Origin of the sequence: Dethiothermospora halolimnae (genome assembly GCF_037577855.1) — a bacterium.
GTDB classification, from domain to species: Bacteria; Bacillota; Clostridia; order Tissierellales; family VENL01; genus Dethiothermospora; species Dethiothermospora halolimnae.
In genome coordinates this window covers 1-18,045 of record NZ_JBAKFX010000049.1, presented here as the reverse complement: position 1 = coordinate 18,045, position 18,045 = coordinate 1, and the positions used below count along the sequence as shown (strand labels likewise).

Below are 18,045 nucleotides of genomic sequence, written 5' to 3'. Positions count from 1 at the left end.
AGTCTTATTTAATCTTCAGCTATTTTAATCTTATTTATCTCACTTACTCTAGGAGTAACATATAAAGTATTATTATTATCATAAATAACCATACCAAGTTTTGCTCCATTTGGTTTTCTTACATTTTTTCTTTCTGTATAGTCCACAGGAACATTACTGGACATTTTACCTTTACTATAATATGCAGCTAACAATGCAGCCTCATCCAATGTTGTTTCTGGAACCTCTCCACCTTTAGTTTTTATTATAACATGAGAGCCAGGGATATCCTTGGTATGAAGCCAAATATCATCTTTACTGGCAAACTTAAGGGTAAGGTAGTCGTTTTGTTTATTATTCTTACCAATATATATATCATAGCCATCTGAGGATATATAATGTCTAGGGGTAGATTCTGTGGATTTTTTATTTTTCTTCTTATTCTTACTCCTAGCTTTAATATAACCCTCTTTAGCTAATTCCTCTTTTATTTCATCTAATTCCTTTACTTCAGTACAATTATCTATACTTACTAAAATATGTTCTAAGTAGTCTATTTCTTGTTTTGTAAATTCAATTTGTTTGGCCACCAATTTGTGGGCATTTTTAAGTTTATTATATCTCTTATAATATTTTTGAGCATTTTGTGAAGGTGTTAGTCTATTATCTAGTCTAATTTCTATTTCTTCTTGTTCTTCACTATAAAAATTTTGCACATTTACTTTTTCTTGCCCCTTTTCAATCCTATATATATTGGCTGTTATTAAATCCCCATATATTTTATACTTTTCCCTTTTTTCAGCATTTATTAGTTCTTGTTTTTGTTTAGCTATTTTTTTCTTTGCCCTATCTAGATTTGTATTTATTACTTTTCTTAAGTCTATGGACTTCTGTTTAATCCTGTCTAATTTATCCCTAGTAGTAAAATATTCTTCTAATACTTTACTAACAGAATCAAAGTGTATCTTTTTCATGTCTCCATATTGGGTTATATCTATAACGGAAAAGCCCAGAGCTTTACTATTTTCTTCATCAATTACCATAGTGGGCTCATATCTATTAAAGTTAATGTTGTCTATAACATTATTGAAAGAAATAAATAAACTTTCTCTGTTATGCTCACTTAACCCCCCCAATTTAAGATTTGAATTGAGTCCTGCCCGTTGGCATATTTCTCTGGCTATTAAAGGACTGATTCCCATATATGTTTTATATATAAACTTATATATTTCAGTTCCCTCATTGGTATTATTAATTTTATCTATCAACTGTTCTTTGTTTATAAACAGTGGATTTAATTTATCTTGAGAAGGAGGGAGTTTATATATAGAACCGGGCATTATTTGTCTCACCCTACTTATATCTGGAGTAATTCTCTTTATAGAGTCTATTACTTTTTTAGAGTCCTGTTCTAGCAAAATAATATTACTATGTCTACCCATTATTTCTATTATAAGCTCTTTTGTGGACATTACCCCAAGCTCATCTAAACTTTCTATTTCAATATTAATAATTCTTTCTAATAAAGGCTGCTTTATAGCAATTATCCTACCACCTTGAAGATGTTTCCTAAGCAACATACAAAACATAGGGGGTTTAATGGGATTAGATTTTTTATTTTCAGTTAAATAAATTCTAGGATTATTACTACTGGCAGACATTAATAACCTTACATTGTTACCTTTGCTTCTTAAGTTAATTAAAATTTCATCTTCTTCAGGTTGATATATTTTATCTATTTTACCATTCAAAATGGTATTTTCCAATTCATTTACAATAGATTTAACTACGATTCCATCTAATGACATAAAAATTCCTCCATTACTAAATAATATATTTAAGAAAGGCTAATACTTATAAAAATAGCTTAAATCAAAGATTAGTTGTAATAAAGTATAACACTTTAGATGCAAAATATAAAGCTATTACTAAAAAATAAAAATAAATTGTTAAGAAAATGTAACAAACTAGAGAAATTTTGTAGGAAGTATGATATCCTAATATATGAACATAATTATTATTAACTTTCAATTTTAAAATGTAGCTTCAAATCTATTCTAAGGCTTCATTTTTTTTTAATAAAGGTTTTCTCCAACTGAAAATACTAGTTCAGAATTTAATTGAAAAAGTGTAAGTTATAAGTTAATTAATTATAATAACTCAGAAAGGATGAGTAATATGATAAGAAGCATGACAGGCTTTGGAAGAGGTGAAAATAGAGACGATAAAAGACAATTCACTGTAGAAATTAAATCGTTAAATCATAGATATAATGATATTATAGTAAGGATGCCTAAGCATCTAAATTATCTAGAGGAAAAAATAAAAAAACTAGTAAAAAGTAAAATAAAAAGGGGAAGAATAGAAATATATATTAATTTAGATTATATAGGAGAAGGTAGTGTAGATGTAAAGGTTGACCTCCCCCTTGCTAAAGCCTACAGAGAATCGCTGGAAGCATTATCCAATGAATTAAAAATAATGGACCATATTTCTATGGAATTAATATCAACTTTTCCTGATATACTAAAGGTAGAAAAATCAGAAGAGGATGAAGAGAAAGTATGGACTTGTCTGAAGTTGTCTATTGAAGAAGCTCTAGAAAAAATGATAGAAATGAGAGTTTCTGAAGGTAAAGAATTATCACAGGATATAAAAACAAGGGGAGCCGAAATACAAAAAATTATTAAAGATATTGAAGCTAGATCTACAAAAGTAATAGAAGAATATAAAGATAAACTTACTAATAGAATAGATGAGTTATTGGATGATAAGTATGAGATAGATGAAGGTAGACTAGCCAATGAAGTTGCCATATTTGCAGATAAAAGTAATATAAATGAAGAACTAGTAAGGTTATATAGTCATATAAATCAACTAAATAAGATCCTAGAGTCAGAGGGCTCAGTGGGAAGAAAGTTAGACTTTTTAGTTCAAGAAATGAATAGGGAGGCCAATACTATAGGGGCCAAATCAAGTGATGTTAGCATTACTAATTGTGTAGTAGATATAAAAAGCGAACTGGAAAAAATCAGAGAACAGGTTCAAAATATTGAGTAAGAAGGAGGCCTTTTATGGGAATTAAATTGATTAATATAGGTTTTGGCAATATAGTATCTGCAAATAGAATTGTAGCAATAGTTAGTCCAGAATCTGCACCAATAAAAAGAATAATACAAGAAGCCAGAGAGCGGGGCATGTTAATTGATGCTACATACGGTAGGAGAACAAGAGCTGTAGTTGTTACAGATAGTGACCATATTATCTTATCTGCAGTACAACCTGAGACTGTTGCCCATAGACTAGAGGATAAAGAAGAGGAGATAGAAGGATAATAAAATAGAAAGAGGGAAGTAAATGGATAAAGGACTACTTATAGTTATATCGGGGCCATCGGGAGTTGGAAAAGGAACTATTTGTAAGGAGTTATTAAAGGACTTTAATGATATAGAAGTATCGGTATCAGCCACCACAAGGGAACCTCGGGAAGGGGAAATTGATGGTGTGAATTACTATTATAAAACTAAAGAAGAATTTAAAGACATGATAGACAGGGATAATTTCTTAGAATATGCACAGGTTCATGGTAATTATTATGGAACTCCTAAGAAAAATGTTTTAGAAAAGTTAGAGTTAGGGAAAAATATCTTATTAGAGATAGATATTCAAGGTGCATTAAAAGTAAAAGATGAATATCCCCATGGAGTTTTTATATTTGTGGTACCACCTTCTATGGAAGAATTGAAAAACAGAATTATAGGTAGAGGAACAGAGACAGAAGACTCTATAGAAACAAGATTTAATAATGCCTATGAAGAAATGAAATTTATTAATAAATATGATTATGGAATAATAAATGATAAGTTAGAATTAGCAGTTGAAAAGATTAAATGTATTATCACTGCAGAGAAATGTAAGGTTAGTAGGGAAAATTATAATATATAAACAATTTAAAGGAGGCCGAATATTATGTTATACCCATCAATAAATAAATTACTGCAAAAATCGGATAGTAGATATACTTTAGTGATGATGGCTTCGAAAAGGGCTAGACAATTAGTAGATGGAGCAGAAACAGATGTAAAAGCAAATTCATCTAAGCCGGTTTCAATAGCTATAGAGGAAATAGCTAAAGATAAACTTTCTTATTATAGAGAAGAACCTTTAGAGAATGAATAATGGGGTGATCTAATGCTAAAAGGTAAAAATATAGTTATGGGAATTACAGGGGGAATAGCAGCCTATAAGGCGGTTGATATTGTAAGTAGACTTAGGAAAAAATCTGCCAATATAAATGTTGTAATGACCAATTCTGCTGCTAAGTTTGTGACACCCCTTACGTTTCAGTCATTATCCCAAAATTATGTTACAGTGGATATGTTTGAAGAGCCTAAAACTTGGGATGTAGAGCATATATCCCTTGCCCAGAAAGCAGATTTATTTTTAGTAGCACCTGCTACAGCCAATGTAATTGGAAAAGTAGCAAATGGAATAGCCGATGATATGTTGACTACTACTATTATGGCAACAAAAGCCAAGGTGGTATTTGCACCGGCTATGAACACGAATATGTATACTAACCCCATTTTTAAGGAAAATGTGAAAAAACTGAAAAAATTAGGTTATGAATTTATAAAGCCCGCCAGTGGAAGATTGGCTTGTGGAGATTATGGGGAAGGTAAAATGGCTCAGCCAGAAGATATAGCTGACTATGTAACAAAAAGTTTAATAAGTAATGAATTGGAAGGTAGAAAAATACTTGTTACTGCAGGTCCAACAATTGAAGCAATAGACCCTGTAAGATATATTACTAATCGTTCCAGTGGTAAAATGGGATATGCCATAGCAGAGGAAGCAAAGAACAAAGGAGCAGAGGTTATATTGGTATCTGGACCTACAAACTTAGAAAAACCCAGTGGAGTGAAAGTAATAGATGTTACTACAACCGAAGAAATGCTCATGGTCATAAAGGATAATCTAGAAGAAAGTGATGTCTTAATTAAAGCAGCGGCACCACTTGACTATAAACCCAAGGAATTTAGTAAATCTAAAATAAAGAAAAATGATGGTAATATGGAACTTGAGTTTGTAAGAAATTCTGATATTTTATTTGAGATAGGTAAAAATAAAGGGGATAAAATTTTAGTAGGATTTGCAGCTGAAACAGATAATATAATAGAAAATGCAAAAAATAAAATTAAAAAGAAAAATCTAGATTTTATTGTAGCAAATGACATCTCTAAAAAGGATGTAGGCTTTATAAGCAATCATAATATGGCAACTATTATCAATAGAAAAGGTGACATAGATAATTATCCCAAAATGACAAAATCAGAACTTGCTAAAGTGATAATTAATAAGGTGCAATCCCATTTAAAATGATGGTTAGCTAGATATAAGTTAAGTATTTGACTTATATCTAGTTTTTTTATTCCACGGTCTATATATATGATATTTATTTTGATATAATATATATTTAGGAAATATATTATTTATTCTAAGGACTGGAAATTTTGAAAGGTTGATAGCAATGAAGAACAGATTAATGGTAGAAATAATAGTAGATAATAAAAGTAGAAATACAGATAGGGTATATACATATATTGTACCAGATAAATATATTGAAGAGATAAAGTTAGGAACTAGGGTGATAGTTCCCTTTGGTAGGGGAAATAGAAAATTAGAGGGTATAATAATAAATATTAAAAAAAATTGTGGTATAGAGAAAAATAAACTAAAAGCTATAGAAGCTATAATAGATGACGTACCAATACTGTCAGAAAATCTATTGAGACTTGGGATTTGGATGAAGAATAAATATCTATGTCAGTATATAGATGTATTTAAAACAATAATGCCTTCGGGAATAACAAAAAAAATTAAAAGATATATTAAAATGAAAAAGGGAATTGAGTATTCTTTTATTAAAACTCTCTCTTCGGATAACGAAAAAAAGATAGTTGGATATCTTTGTGAAAATGGTGATAGTGATATAACTGAGGTAAAGAAAAATATTAATATTAGTAATATTAATAAATCTTTAAATAATCTAGAAGAGAGGGGTATAATAGAAATATATGAGAAGATAACCTCAGATGTAAATAAAAGATATCAAAAATGTATTGTAAAGTTATTTAACACCAATGAAATGGATATTATATTACAGAAAATAAGTGATAATGCATTTAAACAAAAAGAAATAATAGAATATCTAGAAGATAAACAAGAGGTATTATTATCAGAGGTAAAGAAGGCTTTATCAACTAGTTTATCAACTGTTAAGTCTCTAGAAAAAAAGGGTTATATAAAGATAATTGATAAAGAAGTAAAAAGAAATGCCATATCAAAAAAAATCCCTGAGTATAATAGAGTAAAATTAAATGAAGCACAGAAAAATTGTATAGAGGAGATATATTCAGATGTTCGGGGGAAAAATGAAAATAAATTTCTTATACATGGAGTTACAGGTAGTGGTAAAACAGAAATTTATCTTGGACTTATAGATAAAATGTTAGAAGAAAATAAACAAAGTATAGTCTTGGTACCAGAGATATCATTAACGCCCCAAACAGTAGAAAGGTTTGCAGGAAGATTTAAAAATAGGGTTGCCGTTTTACATAGTAGATTATCTCTAGGGGAAAGGTTCGATGAATGGCGAAAGATAAAAGATGGTAAAGTAGATATAGTTGTAGGTGCAAGGTCAGCCATATTTGCACCATTTAAAAGGTTGGGGCTCATTATAATAGATGAGGAGCATGAATCTAGCTATAAGTCCAGTATGAACCCTAAGTATGATGCCATTGAAGTGGCGGAAAAAAGGTGTGAGATAGAAGGGGCATCCTTAGTTTTAGGTTCAGCCACACCATCAATAAATACTTACCATAGGGCTAAAAAAGGAGAAATAAAACTATTCACTTTATTAAAAAGGGCAAATAATAAACCATTACCCCCTATAACTGTTATAGATATGAAAAATGAATTGGATAAAGGTAATAAGTCAATTTTTAGCACAAGATTATATGATGCTATAAAATTTAATTTAGAAAAAGGAAAACAGACTATTCTTTTTTTAAACAGAAGGGGATTTTCAACTTTTGTCTCCTGTAGAAAATGTGGTTATGTGGCCAAATGTAATAAATGTGATATATCCCTTACTTATCACAAAAATAGGGATTTATTAAAATGCCATTATTGTGGTCTAAGTATGAAGGCCCCAGTTATCTGTCCCGATTGTGGAAGTAAATATATAAAATACTTTGGGATAGGAACCCAGAGGATTGAAGAAATGGTTAGGAAATATTTTCCTAACGCATCTGTAGCGAGAATGGATGTTGATACAACAGCTAGAAAAGGAAGTCATGAAAAGATTCTTTCAAAAGTAAAAAATGGAGAAGTTGATATCCTTATAGGGACTCAAATGATATCAAAGGGTTTGGACTTTCCAAATGTTACATTGGTTGGAATAATAGCTGCTGATATGAGTTTAAACTTACCTGATTTTAAAGCATCTGAAAGAACTTTTCAACTTGCTACTCAAGTTGGGGGTAGAGCAGGTAGAGGAGCTGATGAAGGCCAGGCCATACTTCAAACCTATGAACCAGAACATTATAGCATAATGAATGCAAGATTCCATGACTATGTTAGTTTTTATGATGAAGAGATATTGATTAGAAAGGAGTTTCAATATCCTCCATTTATTAATATAATAAATATTGTAGTTAGTGGAAAAGAGGAAAAGAAAGTTGCCAATGAAACAGCGAAACTAGTATTTAATTTAAAAAAAGAAATTAAAATTAGACATTTAGATTTTGACGTAAAAAAATTATTAGGACCTAATCCAGCACCGATATCAAAGATTAAAAATAAATACAGATGGCAAGTTATTATTAAATGTAGTGACTTTGAAATAAATGAAATAAAGAGTATAATATATGATATATGTTTAAATAATAATAAGTTTAGTAAAAGTAATGACTTAAAATATAATGTGGATATTAATCCAAACTCATTAATATAGGAGGAGATAATATGGCGTTAAGACAATTAAGATTTGAAGGAGATCCGATTTTAAGAAAAAAATCAAGGGAAATAACAGAAGTTACAGATCGTATAAGAACTTTAATAGAGGATATGAAGGAAACAATGTATAAAGAAGATGGAGTAGGTTTAGCGGCTCCCCAGGTGGGGATATTGAAAAAGATAATAGTGATAGATGTGGGGGAAGGACCTGTAGTATTAATTAATCCAGAAATAATAGAGCAAGAAGGAGAGTATGTTGATCAAGAAGGTTGTTTAAGTATTCCAGGAAAATCAGGAAAGGTAAAAAGACCTGAAAAGGTTAAAGTGAAATATATGGATATGGAAGGAAATGAAAAGACAATTGAGGGAACACAATTATTTGCCCGTGCCCTATGTCATGAAATTGATCATTTAAATGGAGTATTATTTGTAGACAGAGTAATAGACTAGATTAAGTATATTTTAGAGGTGATAATGTGAAAGTTGTTTTTATGGGAACTCCAGATTTTGCAGTACCAACATTAGAAGCTATTTATAAAAAGGGACATAATATAGAATTAGTTGTAACGCAACCTGATAGGCCAAAGGGAAGGGGTAAGAAACTTACCCCTCCCGATGTAAAGGTTACTGGAGAAGCATTAGGATTAGATATTTTTCAACCTGAAAATATTAATGATGATGATTCTATAAAAAAATTAGAGGATGTTCAGCCTGATGTTATTGTGGTTGTGGCCTATGGACAAATACTTAAAGAAGAAATATTGAATCTCCCAAAGTATGGATGCATTAATGTTCATGGTTCATTATTACCAGAATATAGAGGTTCTGCTCCAATAAACTGGGTAATAATAGACGGTAAGAAAAAAACAGGTGTTACTACTATGTATATGGAAAAGGGCCTTGATACAGGTGATATGCTATTAAAGGCTGAGACAGATATTAAAGATAATGAAACAGCCGGGGAACTTTACAATAGACTTATGGATATGGGGGCAGATCTACTTATAGAGACCTTGGATGGATTAGAGAATGGTACCATAAATAGAGTACCCCAGGATGAATCTAAGGCCAGTTATGCTAAAATGATGGATAAAAGCTTAGGTAAGATTAACTGGAATGACAGGGCAGAAAATATAAAAAACTTAGTAAGGGGAACACAACCGTGGCCCGGTTCATTTACTAAATACAAAGATAAAAAAATTAAAATATTTAAAGTAGAGGTATGCCGCAAATTTAAAGATGGTGAAAATGGTAAAGTAGTAAAGGTTGACGATACAGGAATATATGTAAATACTAAAGACTCCTGCATAGTTATTAAAAGATTACAGTTCCCCGGAAAGAAAAGGATGGATGTTAAAGATTATCTAAAGGGAAATCAATTTGCTGAAGGAATAGTTTTATCTTAAAATACGGATGTGAATCAAATGAAAAAGGATGAAAAAACATTTATATTTTCCACTATATTTATAGTTATGTTAATGGTTATTTTAGGTGGAACTATATTATATACAATAACATCTAATGATATGGATATAATAAAAGTAATATTATCTATAGCATTAATACTTCTGTCCATACTTATTTTAATTGGAATATGGACAACATATATAATATATAGGATAATTAAATATAAAAAAGTAAATAATGTTAGCTATAAGTATATAAAAAAGTTTTTAAAAATCATGTACCCAATGTTAAACATAATAACAAAACTATTTAAGATCGATAAGGACGTTATAAGAAGAGTTTATAGTGATATAAATAACTTGTTAGTTGAGTCTAAGGATATAAAAGTTAATGATAGTAGGATATTAATTCTTTTGCCCCATTGTTTACAGGAGGCAAAATGCCAATATAAGATAACAAATGATATAAATAACTGTAGAAAATGTGGCAGATGTGACATTAATGATATATTAATATTATGTGAAAAATATAATGTGGAGGCTATTGTTGCTACCGGTGGGACTCTAGCTAGGGAGTGGATAAAAAGAAAGGGACCGAAGGCTATTATAGCTGTGGCTTGTGAGAGGGATTTAGTAAGTGGAATTAATGATGTTGATAAAATTCCAGTATTAGGAGTATTTAATGAAAGACCTAATGGACCATGTTATAACACTAAAGTTGATGTTAACAAATTGGAAAAAGCAATAAAGAACTTTTTAAAGGAGGAATAGCAGAGTATGTATTTTCCTTATGGTATGTTTGACCCAAGTATTATAATATTAATACCGGCAATGATTTTCGCTTTTTATGCCCAAACAAAAGTGAAAACCACATTTAATAAATATTTAAAAGTAGATAGTAGGTCTGGATATACCGGTTCTGAAATAGCCAGAAAAATATTAGATAAGAATGGTTTATATGAAGTGAAAATAGAACATACAAGGGGACATCTTACAGACCATTATGATCCACGAACAAAGATATTAAGACTTTCCAGTTCAGTATATAATGGTAGATCAGTGGCAGCAGCTGGAGTAGCAGCCCATGAAGTTGGGCATGCTATACAACATGCCAATGGATATTTTCCCCTAACAATAAGAAATAATCTTGCTCCAATAGCTAATTTTGGTGCAAGATTTGTCTGGATTATAGTGATTTTAGGGTTCTTTGTTAACCCAAGTTTGATAAAAGTAGGCATAATCTTATACTTAGCTGTTGTTGGTTTTCAGATAATAACTTTACCCGTTGAGTTTAATGCCAGTAGTAGAGCTCTTGCACAATTAGAAAGTGGTATTATGAGACAAGAGGAAATAAAGCCTGCAAAGAAGGTATTAAATGCGGCGGCATTGACCTATGTGGCGGCTACTTTAGTAGCAGTTGGACAGTTAATAAGATTAATTTTGTTAAGTAGCAGTGACGATTAATAATGGGGATGAGTCCCCTCACAGTATAGAAGGAGTACTTTATTAAGATACTAAGGGGGAGAAGACCCCCTTATTTTTATGGAGGGATACTTGTGGAGAAAAATGTAAGACAAAAAGTATTTAAGATATTGTATGAGATAAATGAGAAGGATGCTTTTTCTAATATGGCCATCAATAAAAATATCAAAGGGATTAGAGATAATGATATTGGACTTGTTAGGGAGATTGTTTATGGGGTATTAGAAAATAAAATATATATAGATTTTATAATTAAGAAATTTTCCAAAATAAAGTTAAGAAAAATATCACCTGCCATTAAAAACATATTGGAAATGGGGATTTATCAAATAATATTTTTAGATAGAATTCCCGATAGTGCAGCAGTAAATGAATCGGTAAAACTATCAAAGAAATATGGACATAAAGGAACCCACGGTTTTGTAAATGGGGTTTTAAGAAATGTGGTTAGAAATAAAAATAAAATAGAACTACCAGACAAAAAAAATAATCCAATTCAGTATTTATCCGTTAAATACTCCCATCCTGAATGGATGATAAAAAAATGGATTAAAGATTATGGATATAGTTTTGCAGAGGGAATATGTATTGCAAATAATAAAAAGCCCCATCTAAATATTAGGGTTAATACCCTTAAGACTTCAAGGGAAGAGTTATTTCATAGTTTAGAATCAAAAAACTTGAAAGTCAAGTATACAAAATATGCTAAAGAAGGTTTGATAATTGAAAATCCTAAAAACATTACTAGACTTAAAGAATTTAAAGATGGATTATTTCAAATACAGGACGAGAGTTCAATGTTAGTGGGACAAATTATGAATCCCAAGGATAATAGTTTTATTATAGATGTATGCAGTGCTCCAGGAGGAAAATCTACTCATTTAGCTGAAAAAATGAATAATAGGGGTAAAATTATAGCTAGAGATATTTATAATCATAAGTTAGAGCTGATAGAAGAAAATATTAAAAGATTAGGAACAAATATAATTACCACAGAGAAGTTTAATGGCTTAGAACTTGATAAAAAATTATTAGAAAAAGTAGACTATTGTTTAGTAGATGCTCCCTGTTCAGGCCTTGGTCTTATTAGGAGAAAACCGGATATAAAATGGACTAAAAAGGAAAATAACCTAGAGGAGCTAATAAAACTTCAATATCAAATATTAAATAATGGAAGTAAGTATGTTAAAAAAGGGGGAACACTAATATATAGCACATGTACTACAAACAAAGAAGAGAATATTAAAATCATTAAAAAGTTTCTAGCAGAAAATAAAGATTTCACATTGAAAGGTTTTGATGATTTGGTAAAGGATATAGAAGGAGCTGAAAAAGGGTTTATTGAACTATATCCTAATATTCATAATGTAGATGGTTTCTTTATAGCAAAATTAATTAAAAAATAGTGAATCTGAAATCAACTCTTTGCTCTCTGCACCCTGGGCTTTATACTAAACAAAGAAGCACAGATGGTGCTTCTGTTCCATTATAAAATTTATCAAATATTTTAAGAAAAAAATAAAAATATGGTATAATATAGTAGAAGAAATTTCAGGAGGGATTTTTTGAAAAAAATAGACTTAAAATCATTAACCCTTAAAGAATTAGAAGATGTATTTTTACAAATCAATGAAAAAAAGTTTAGAGCTAAACAGGTTTTTAAATGGATTCATAAACAAAAAGTGGATTCTATAGATGACATAACAGTATTGTCGAAAAAACTAAGGGACAAGCTAAATGAAAACCATAAGATAGGTAATATAAAAAAATTTAAAAGATTTGATTCTAATATAGATAATACAAAAAAATATTTGTTTATATTGGAAGATAGTAATATAATTGAAAGTGTTATGATGGAATATAAGCATGGAGTTTCTTTATGCTTATCAACCCAAGTTGGTTGTAAAATGGGATGTTCTTTTTGTGCTTCGACAAAAGATGGACTTGTTAGAAACCTTACACCTTCAGAAATTCTAGATCAAGTTTATAGTATAGAGAAGGATTTAAATGTAAAGGTTAGCAATATTGTCCTCATGGGTACTGGAGAACCTTTAGACAATTATGATAATGTCTTAAAATTTTTAAGACTTATTCATGATAAAAATGGTTTAAATATAGGTTATAGACATATAACCCTATCAACCTGTGGTATAGTACCTAAAATATATGAATTAGCAGAAGAAGCTTTACCTATAACATTATCTATTTCTCTTCATACACCCTTTGATGAGGACAGACAAGAAATCATGCCTATAGCCAACAGATATTCTATTGGTGAAATAATAGAGGCATGTAAATATTATATAAAAAAAACTAATAGACGAATAACCTTCGAATATACTTTAATTGATGAAGTTAATGATACCAATAGACATGCTGAAAAACTAGTTAAATTATTATCGGGTTTATTGTGTCATGTAAATCTAATACCATTGAATCCTATAAAGGAGAATGATTTAGTTAAATCTAAAAAGGAATCTATCAATAGATTTAAATCCTATTTAGATGTCAGGGGTATAAGTGCCACCATACGAAGAGAGATGGGTTCAGATGTTAATGCCGCATGTGGTCAGTTAAGGAGAGATTATAAAAAGTAAAGTAGGTTTGTTAAAGTGAGGTGAAAATGTGCTTGTTGGAATTTGCACCGATGTAGGGAAAATAAGAAATATAAACCAGGATTCATTTTTTTATTCTAAGATAAAAGAGTTACCCTTATTTGTAGTGGCAGATGGAATGGGAGGACATAAGGCTGGAGAAGTAGCTAGTAAAATAGCTATTGAAACCATAGAAGAAATTCTTTATAATAATGAAGAAAAACTAAAAAATAATGAGCTACAGATTCCTAAATTTATAGATTATGCCCTTAAGGAGGCAAATAGAAGGGTCTTTCTAAAATCACAGGATGAAAATTATAGGGGAATGGGTACCACTGTAACTTTAGCTTTTGTATTTGGTAGTGAAGTTTTTATAGGTCATATAGGTGATAGTAGAGCATATTTGTTAAGGGATAAAGAGTTAATTCAATTGACTAGAGACCATTCCTTAGTAGCAGAGTTGGTTAGAAACGGTAGGATAAGTGAAGAAGAGGCCATGAATCATCCTCAAAAAAACATTATTACTAGAGCTTTAGGGACAGACGAGAACATAAAAATAGATATTACCAGTCATGGTATTAATCAAAAGGACATAATACTCCTTTGTACAGATGGACTTACAAATATGGTAAGTAATGATAGAATCAAAGAAATAATATTGTCATCTAAAGATGTAAATAGTTCCTGTGATTTGTTAATTAATACTGCCAATGACTTAGGTGGAATAGATAATATTACTGCGCTACTAGTAGATATTGGTTTAGAAGAGAGGTGAAAAGATGATAGGAAAAGTGCTGGGAAATAGATATGAGATAATTGAGAAAATAGGTGGCGGAGGCATGGCTTTGGTATATAAGGCTAAGTGTAAGCTTTTAAATAGATATGTAGCTATAAAAGTCTTAAGGTCTGAGTTCACAAATGATGAAGAGTTTATAGATAAGTTTAGAAGAGAGTCCCAAGCCGCTGCCAGTCTTTCCCATCCCAATATAGTAAATATATATGATGTTGGGGTTGAAGGAGATATATATTATATTGTAATGGAATACGTTAAAGGAACTACATTAAAGAATATTATTAGAGAAAAGGGTAAACTAAATATTAATGAAGTTCTTAACTTTACTATGCAAATAGCTGATGGATTAAATCATGCCCATAGAAATCATATTGTTCATAGAGATATAAAACCCCATAACATAATGGTAACTGAAGATGGAAGGGTAAAGGTAACGGACTTTGGGATAGCTAGAGCTGCTACTTCCTCAACCGTAACGAATACAAGTAATGTTATAGGTTCAGTACATTATTTTTCTCCTGAACAAGCCAGGGGAGGATATACGGATGAAAAATCAGATATATATTCTTTAGGTATAGTTATGTATGAGATGATAACCGGTAGTGTTCCATTTAAAGGGGAGAGCCCAATATCTGTTGCTCTTAAACATGTTCAGGAAGATGTTTTATTTCCCTCGGATGTAGAGGAAAATATTCCTAAAAATATTAGGGATATTATTACTAAATGTGTGAAAAAGGATCAGAGTCTAAGGTATAATAATGTGGGAGAGTTACTTAAAGATTTGAAAAAATATAAGAATACAGATGAGGAAAATTTTGTTAACCTTGATGATATAAGTGATTCTCCAACGATAATTATACCTGCTGTTAATAATGAATCACCTTATGAAGGTGAAGAATTTAAAGGGAAAAGAAGGGATAAAAATGAAAACTCTAAAAAAGGTAAAAAGAATAACAAATTTATTATATTAGTAGCTATTTTATCGGCATTTCTATTAACATCGGCTATTGCCTTTGGTTTTGTTTTCATAAGGGACTTAGTTAAACCCCCTTCTGAGGTGGTTGTACCATATGTGGTAAATAAGCCCATAGAAGTTGCTAAAAAAGAAATTGAAGAGGCAGGGTTTAACTTTATTATTGAAAAAGAGATATATAACTCCCAATATAAAGAAGGATATATAATAGAACAAAATGTGGGAAAAGAAGAAACTAGAAGAGTGGGAGCCGATATAAAAGTTATTGCAAGTAAAGGACAAAAACAAGTTAAGGTACCTGATCTTATAAATAAGTATTCTACCGATATAGAGGTTGAGCTTGGAGGCTTAAAGCTGGAGGAAGGAAATGTTGAGTATAAACATGATGATGTTATACCAAGTGGTGTTATAATAGATCAAATTCCAAAGCCTAATACTATGGTTGCCGAAGGAAGTGAAATTGATTTTATTGTAAGTGAGGGTCCAAAGAGGACCTCTGTCTTAATGCCCAAGCTAGAAGGTAAAGATATAAAAGTTGCAAAGAAAGAAATTATTAGCAAAGGGTTGGTTGTTGGAGAAATAAGCTACAAAAATAATGATGAGATAGAAAAAGATATAGTTATAAATCAAAGTTTCCCCTTTGGGAGTGAAGTGTGGGAAAATAATACTGTAGACTTAGTGGTTAGTTCAGGACCAGAGGAAGAAGAAAATAAAGATAAAGAAGATAGGGAAGATTCTTCTGAAAGCAATAATGATAATTCAGAAAAAACGGAAACTATGGTAATAGAGTTGCCGAGCAATAAGGAAAAAGTAAGGGTGAAAGCACTAAAAATACAAGGAGACAAGGAAGAACTGGTACATGATAAGACATACAATACCGATGAGGAAAGTATTTTATTGACCGTTTCAGGAACAGGAAGTGCCAAAATTGAAATATATATTGATGGGGAACCCTACGGTTCGAAAACAGTAAACTTTGAGGAGGACAATTAATGCTAGAGGGTATAATCATAAAAGGAGTAGGAGGACTTTATATAGTAAAAGTAAAGGATGAATTATATGAATGTAAGGCTAGGGGTCTTTTCAGAAAGAAAAAAATAACTCCGTTAATTGGAGATAAAGTTCTAATTCAAAGTGATGACCTAAATAAAACAGGATATATAATGGAAATATGTGACAGAGAAAGTCAGTTAATAAGACCACCAGTGGCCAATGTTAATCAAGCTATAATTGTTTTTGCTATTGGGGCTCCTGAACCTAATCTATGGTTATTGGATAGATTTCTACTTTTGGCTAAGCATCAAGACTTAGATATTACTATTTGTATAAATAAATTTGATTTAGATGAAAATGGTAAAATAAATGGTATAACTGATATATATGAAAAGGCCGGTTATAATATAATTAAAACCAGTACTAAAACTGGCGAAGGTATAGAAGAATTAGCAAAGGTATTAGAGAATAAAATAACCGTATTTGCCGGTCCCTCCGGTGTAGGAAAGTCAACATTACTAAATAAAATACAACCTAATCTAGAACTTAGGACAGGACAAATTAGCAAAAAAACAAAAAGGGGAAAACATACAACAAGGCATACAGAACTAATGGAGCTTAACAATGGAGGATGGGTGTTGGACACTCCAGGATTTAGCTCATTAGATATAAACTTTATAATTGAAGAAGAATTGGACTATTATTTTCCTGAAATATATAAATGGAAAGACTTTTGTAAATTCAGGGGATGTAAACATAGAAAAGAGCCTAAATGTGAAGTGAAGGCAATGGTAGAAAGTGGAGATATAAGCGAATCACGATATGAAAATTATCTTATGTTTTTAAAAGAAATCGAAGACAACAGGAGGTATTAAAATGACTAAAATAGCACCATCAATATTATCAGCAGATTTCAGTGAACTAAATGATCAAATAAAGAAAATAGAAGAAGGGGGAGCGGACTTAGTCCATCTAGACATAATGGATGGACATTTTGTTCCTAATATAACCTTTGGTCCCCCTGTTATAAAGCAACTAAGGAAAGTAACTGATATTCCCTTTGATGTACATCTTATGATAGATAAACCTGAAAGATATATAAAGGACTTTGCCCAGGCTGGGGCAGATATAATAACTGTACACCAAGAATCAACAATACATCTACATAGGGTTATTCAACAAATTAAAAATGAAGGGATTAAAGCAGCAGTTGCGTTGAATCCATCTACTCCATTAAATGAAATAGAGTATGTTATAGATGATTTGGATATGGTTTTAATAATGACAGTTAATCCTGGATTTGGGGGACAAAGTTTTATTCCACAGATGAAAGATAAAATAAAAAAATTAAAAGAAATGATAAATTCAAAGGGATTAGATATTGATATTCAAGTTGATGGGGGAATTAAGCTTAATAATATAGAAGAAATAAGAGATTGCGGAGCTAATGTTTTTGTAGCAGGGTCTGCAATCTTTAAGTCAGATAATATTGTTGAAACAACTAAAAAGTTTAAGGAAATTTAGTTAGTTTATAACTAAATATATGGGGTATAAAAATTCTGGGGAGCTTATTGCTGAGAGGAAACCCATTGGTTTCGACCCGTAACCTGATCTAGGTAATTCTAGCGTAGGGAAGTTATTATGTTTATTAAAGAACATTGCCTTCTCTAGGTAATGTTCTTTTTTATGTGTGCCCAGCATGGACACAGTCTATAGGGTGAAAGTCCCGAACACCGAAGGTGATATAGGTGCTAGCTGAAGACAAGGGTGTCCACCGTGAGGTGGAATCTGAAGGAAGTCGGCGGC

At 30.9% G+C, this 18,045-nt stretch carries 17 protein-coding genes and 1 riboswitch; of the genes, 16 read left to right on the top strand and 1 reads right to left on the bottom strand.

Annotation, left to right across the window (positions count from 1 at the left end; genetic code table 11):
* Positions 1–8: 8 nt before the first annotated feature.
* On the bottom strand, positions 9–1,787 hold the full coding sequence (locus tag V6137_RS16090; RefSeq protein ID WP_425448981.1) for an Rqc2 family fibronectin-binding protein: 1,779 nt from the start codon (positions 1,785–1,787) through the stop codon (positions 9–11).
* A gap of 370 nt (positions 1,788–2,157) precedes the next feature.
* Between V6137_RS16090 and V6137_RS16085 the strand changes: the two genes are divergently transcribed.
* From V6137_RS16085 to rpe, 16 genes are all read left to right on the top strand, one after another.
* Complete coding sequence (locus V6137_RS16085; protein ID WP_425448980.1) at positions 2,158–3,039, top strand: YicC/YloC family endoribonuclease; 882 nt, start codon at positions 2,158–2,160, stop codon at positions 3,037–3,039.
* Between the two features lie 20 nt (positions 3,040–3,059).
* Positions 3,060–3,314, top strand: coding sequence for an extracellular matrix/biofilm regulator RemA (remA, locus tag V6137_RS16080; protein ID WP_425448994.1), 255 nt, complete (start codon positions 3,060–3,062; stop codon positions 3,312–3,314).
* 22 nt (positions 3,315–3,336) lie between these two features.
* Positions 3,337–3,924: a guanylate kinase gene (gmk, locus tag V6137_RS16075; protein WP_425448979.1), complete on the top strand. Its 588-nt coding sequence runs from the start codon at positions 3,337–3,339 to the stop codon at positions 3,922–3,924.
* 24 nt (positions 3,925–3,948) lie between these two features.
* Positions 3,949–4,158 (top strand): DNA-directed RNA polymerase subunit omega, encoded by a 210-nt coding sequence (gene rpoZ / locus V6137_RS16070; RefSeq protein WP_425448978.1) that lies wholly within the window; start codon positions 3,949–3,951, stop codon positions 4,156–4,158.
* 12 nt (positions 4,159–4,170) lie between these two features.
* Positions 4,171–5,361 (top strand): bifunctional phosphopantothenoylcysteine decarboxylase/phosphopantothenate--cysteine ligase CoaBC, encoded by a 1,191-nt coding sequence (gene coaBC / locus V6137_RS16065; protein WP_425448977.1) that lies wholly within the window; start codon positions 4,171–4,173, stop codon positions 5,359–5,361.
* A 148-nt stretch (positions 5,362–5,509) separates the two neighbouring features.
* Positions 5,510–7,996, top strand: a complete 2,487-nt coding sequence (priA, locus tag V6137_RS16060; protein ID WP_425448976.1) for a primosomal protein N' — start codon at positions 5,510–5,512, stop codon at positions 7,994–7,996.
* A gap of 11 nt (positions 7,997–8,007) precedes the next feature.
* Positions 8,008–8,448, top strand: a complete 441-nt coding sequence (gene def, locus V6137_RS16055; RefSeq protein ID WP_425448975.1) for a peptide deformylase — start codon at positions 8,008–8,010, stop codon at positions 8,446–8,448.
* 26 nt (positions 8,449–8,474) lie between these two features.
* Complete coding sequence (fmt, locus tag V6137_RS16050) at positions 8,475–9,404, top strand: methionyl-tRNA formyltransferase (protein WP_425448974.1); 930 nt, start codon at positions 8,475–8,477, stop codon at positions 9,402–9,404.
* An 18-nt stretch (positions 9,405–9,422) separates the two neighbouring features.
* Entirely contained in the window at positions 9,423–10,175 is a 753-nt protein-coding gene (locus V6137_RS16045) for a DUF116 domain-containing protein (protein ID WP_425448973.1), read from the top strand.
* A 24-nt stretch (positions 10,176–10,199) separates the two neighbouring features.
* A complete protein-coding gene (locus tag V6137_RS16040) occupies positions 10,200–10,868 on the top strand; it encodes a zinc metallopeptidase (RefSeq protein ID WP_425448972.1) in 669 nt (222 codons plus the stop codon).
* Positions 10,869–10,960: 92 nt separating this feature from the next.
* The gene (gene rsmB, locus V6137_RS16035) at positions 10,961–12,292 is read left to right on the top strand and encodes a 16S rRNA (cytosine(967)-C(5))-methyltransferase RsmB (RefSeq protein ID WP_425448971.1); all 1,332 of its coding nucleotides are present in this window, start codon (positions 10,961–10,963) and stop codon (positions 12,290–12,292) included.
* 159 nt (positions 12,293–12,451) lie between these two features.
* Positions 12,452–13,483, top strand: a complete 1,032-nt coding sequence (gene rlmN / locus V6137_RS16030) for a dual-specificity RNA methyltransferase RlmN (protein ID WP_425448970.1) — start codon at positions 12,452–12,454, stop codon at positions 13,481–13,483.
* A 28-nt stretch (positions 13,484–13,511) separates the two neighbouring features.
* Entirely contained in the window at positions 13,512–14,255 is a 744-nt protein-coding gene (locus tag V6137_RS16025) for a Stp1/IreP family PP2C-type Ser/Thr phosphatase (RefSeq protein WP_425448969.1), read from the top strand.
* A 4-nt stretch (positions 14,256–14,259) separates the two neighbouring features.
* Entirely contained in the window at positions 14,260–16,239 is a 1,980-nt protein-coding gene (gene pknB, locus V6137_RS16020; RefSeq protein WP_425448968.1) for a Stk1 family PASTA domain-containing Ser/Thr kinase, read from the top strand.
* Complete coding sequence (gene rsgA / locus V6137_RS16015) at positions 16,239–17,114, top strand: ribosome small subunit-dependent GTPase A (RefSeq protein WP_425448967.1); 876 nt, start codon at positions 16,239–16,241, stop codon at positions 17,112–17,114. Before pknB ends, rsgA begins: the two co-directional genes overlap by 1 nt.
* 1 nt (position 17,115) lies before the next feature.
* Complete coding sequence (rpe, locus tag V6137_RS16010) at positions 17,116–17,763, top strand: ribulose-phosphate 3-epimerase (protein ID WP_425448966.1); 648 nt, start codon at positions 17,116–17,118, stop codon at positions 17,761–17,763.
* Between the two features lie 26 nt (positions 17,764–17,789).
* Positions 17,790–17,890: riboswitch (TPP riboswitch) on the top strand.
* Positions 17,891–18,045: the final 155 nt, after the last annotated feature.

Coding starts and splice junctions, on each gene's coding strand:
- V6137_RS16090 (WP_425448981.1), bottom strand. CDS start 1,787: ATGTCATTAGATGGAATCGTAGTTAAATCTATTGTAAATGAATTGGAA.
- V6137_RS16085 (WP_425448980.1), top strand. CDS start 2,158: ATGATAAGAAGCATGACAGGCTTTGGAAGAGGTGAAAATAGAGACGAT.
- gmk (WP_425448979.1), top strand. CDS start 3,337: ATGGATAAAGGACTACTTATAGTTATATCGGGGCCATCGGGAGTTGGA.
- rpoZ (WP_425448978.1), top strand. CDS start 3,949: ATGTTATACCCATCAATAAATAAATTACTGCAAAAATCGGATAGTAGA.
- coaBC (WP_425448977.1), top strand. CDS start 4,171: ATGCTAAAAGGTAAAAATATAGTTATGGGAATTACAGGGGGAATAGCA.
- priA (WP_425448976.1), top strand. CDS start 5,510: ATGAAGAACAGATTAATGGTAGAAATAATAGTAGATAATAAAAGTAGA.
- def (WP_425448975.1), top strand. CDS start 8,008: ATGGCGTTAAGACAATTAAGATTTGAAGGAGATCCGATTTTAAGAAAA.
- V6137_RS16045 (WP_425448973.1), top strand. CDS start 9,423: ATGAAAAAGGATGAAAAAACATTTATATTTTCCACTATATTTATAGTT.
- V6137_RS16040 (WP_425448972.1), top strand. CDS start 10,200: ATGTTTGACCCAAGTATTATAATATTAATACCGGCAATGATTTTCGCT.
- pknB (WP_425448968.1), top strand. CDS start 14,260: ATGATAGGAAAAGTGCTGGGAAATAGATATGAGATAATTGAGAAAATA.
- rsgA (WP_425448967.1), top strand. CDS start 16,239: ATGCTAGAGGGTATAATCATAAAAGGAGTAGGAGGACTTTATATAGTA.
- rpe (WP_425448966.1), top strand. CDS start 17,116: ATGACTAAAATAGCACCATCAATATTATCAGCAGATTTCAGTGAACTA.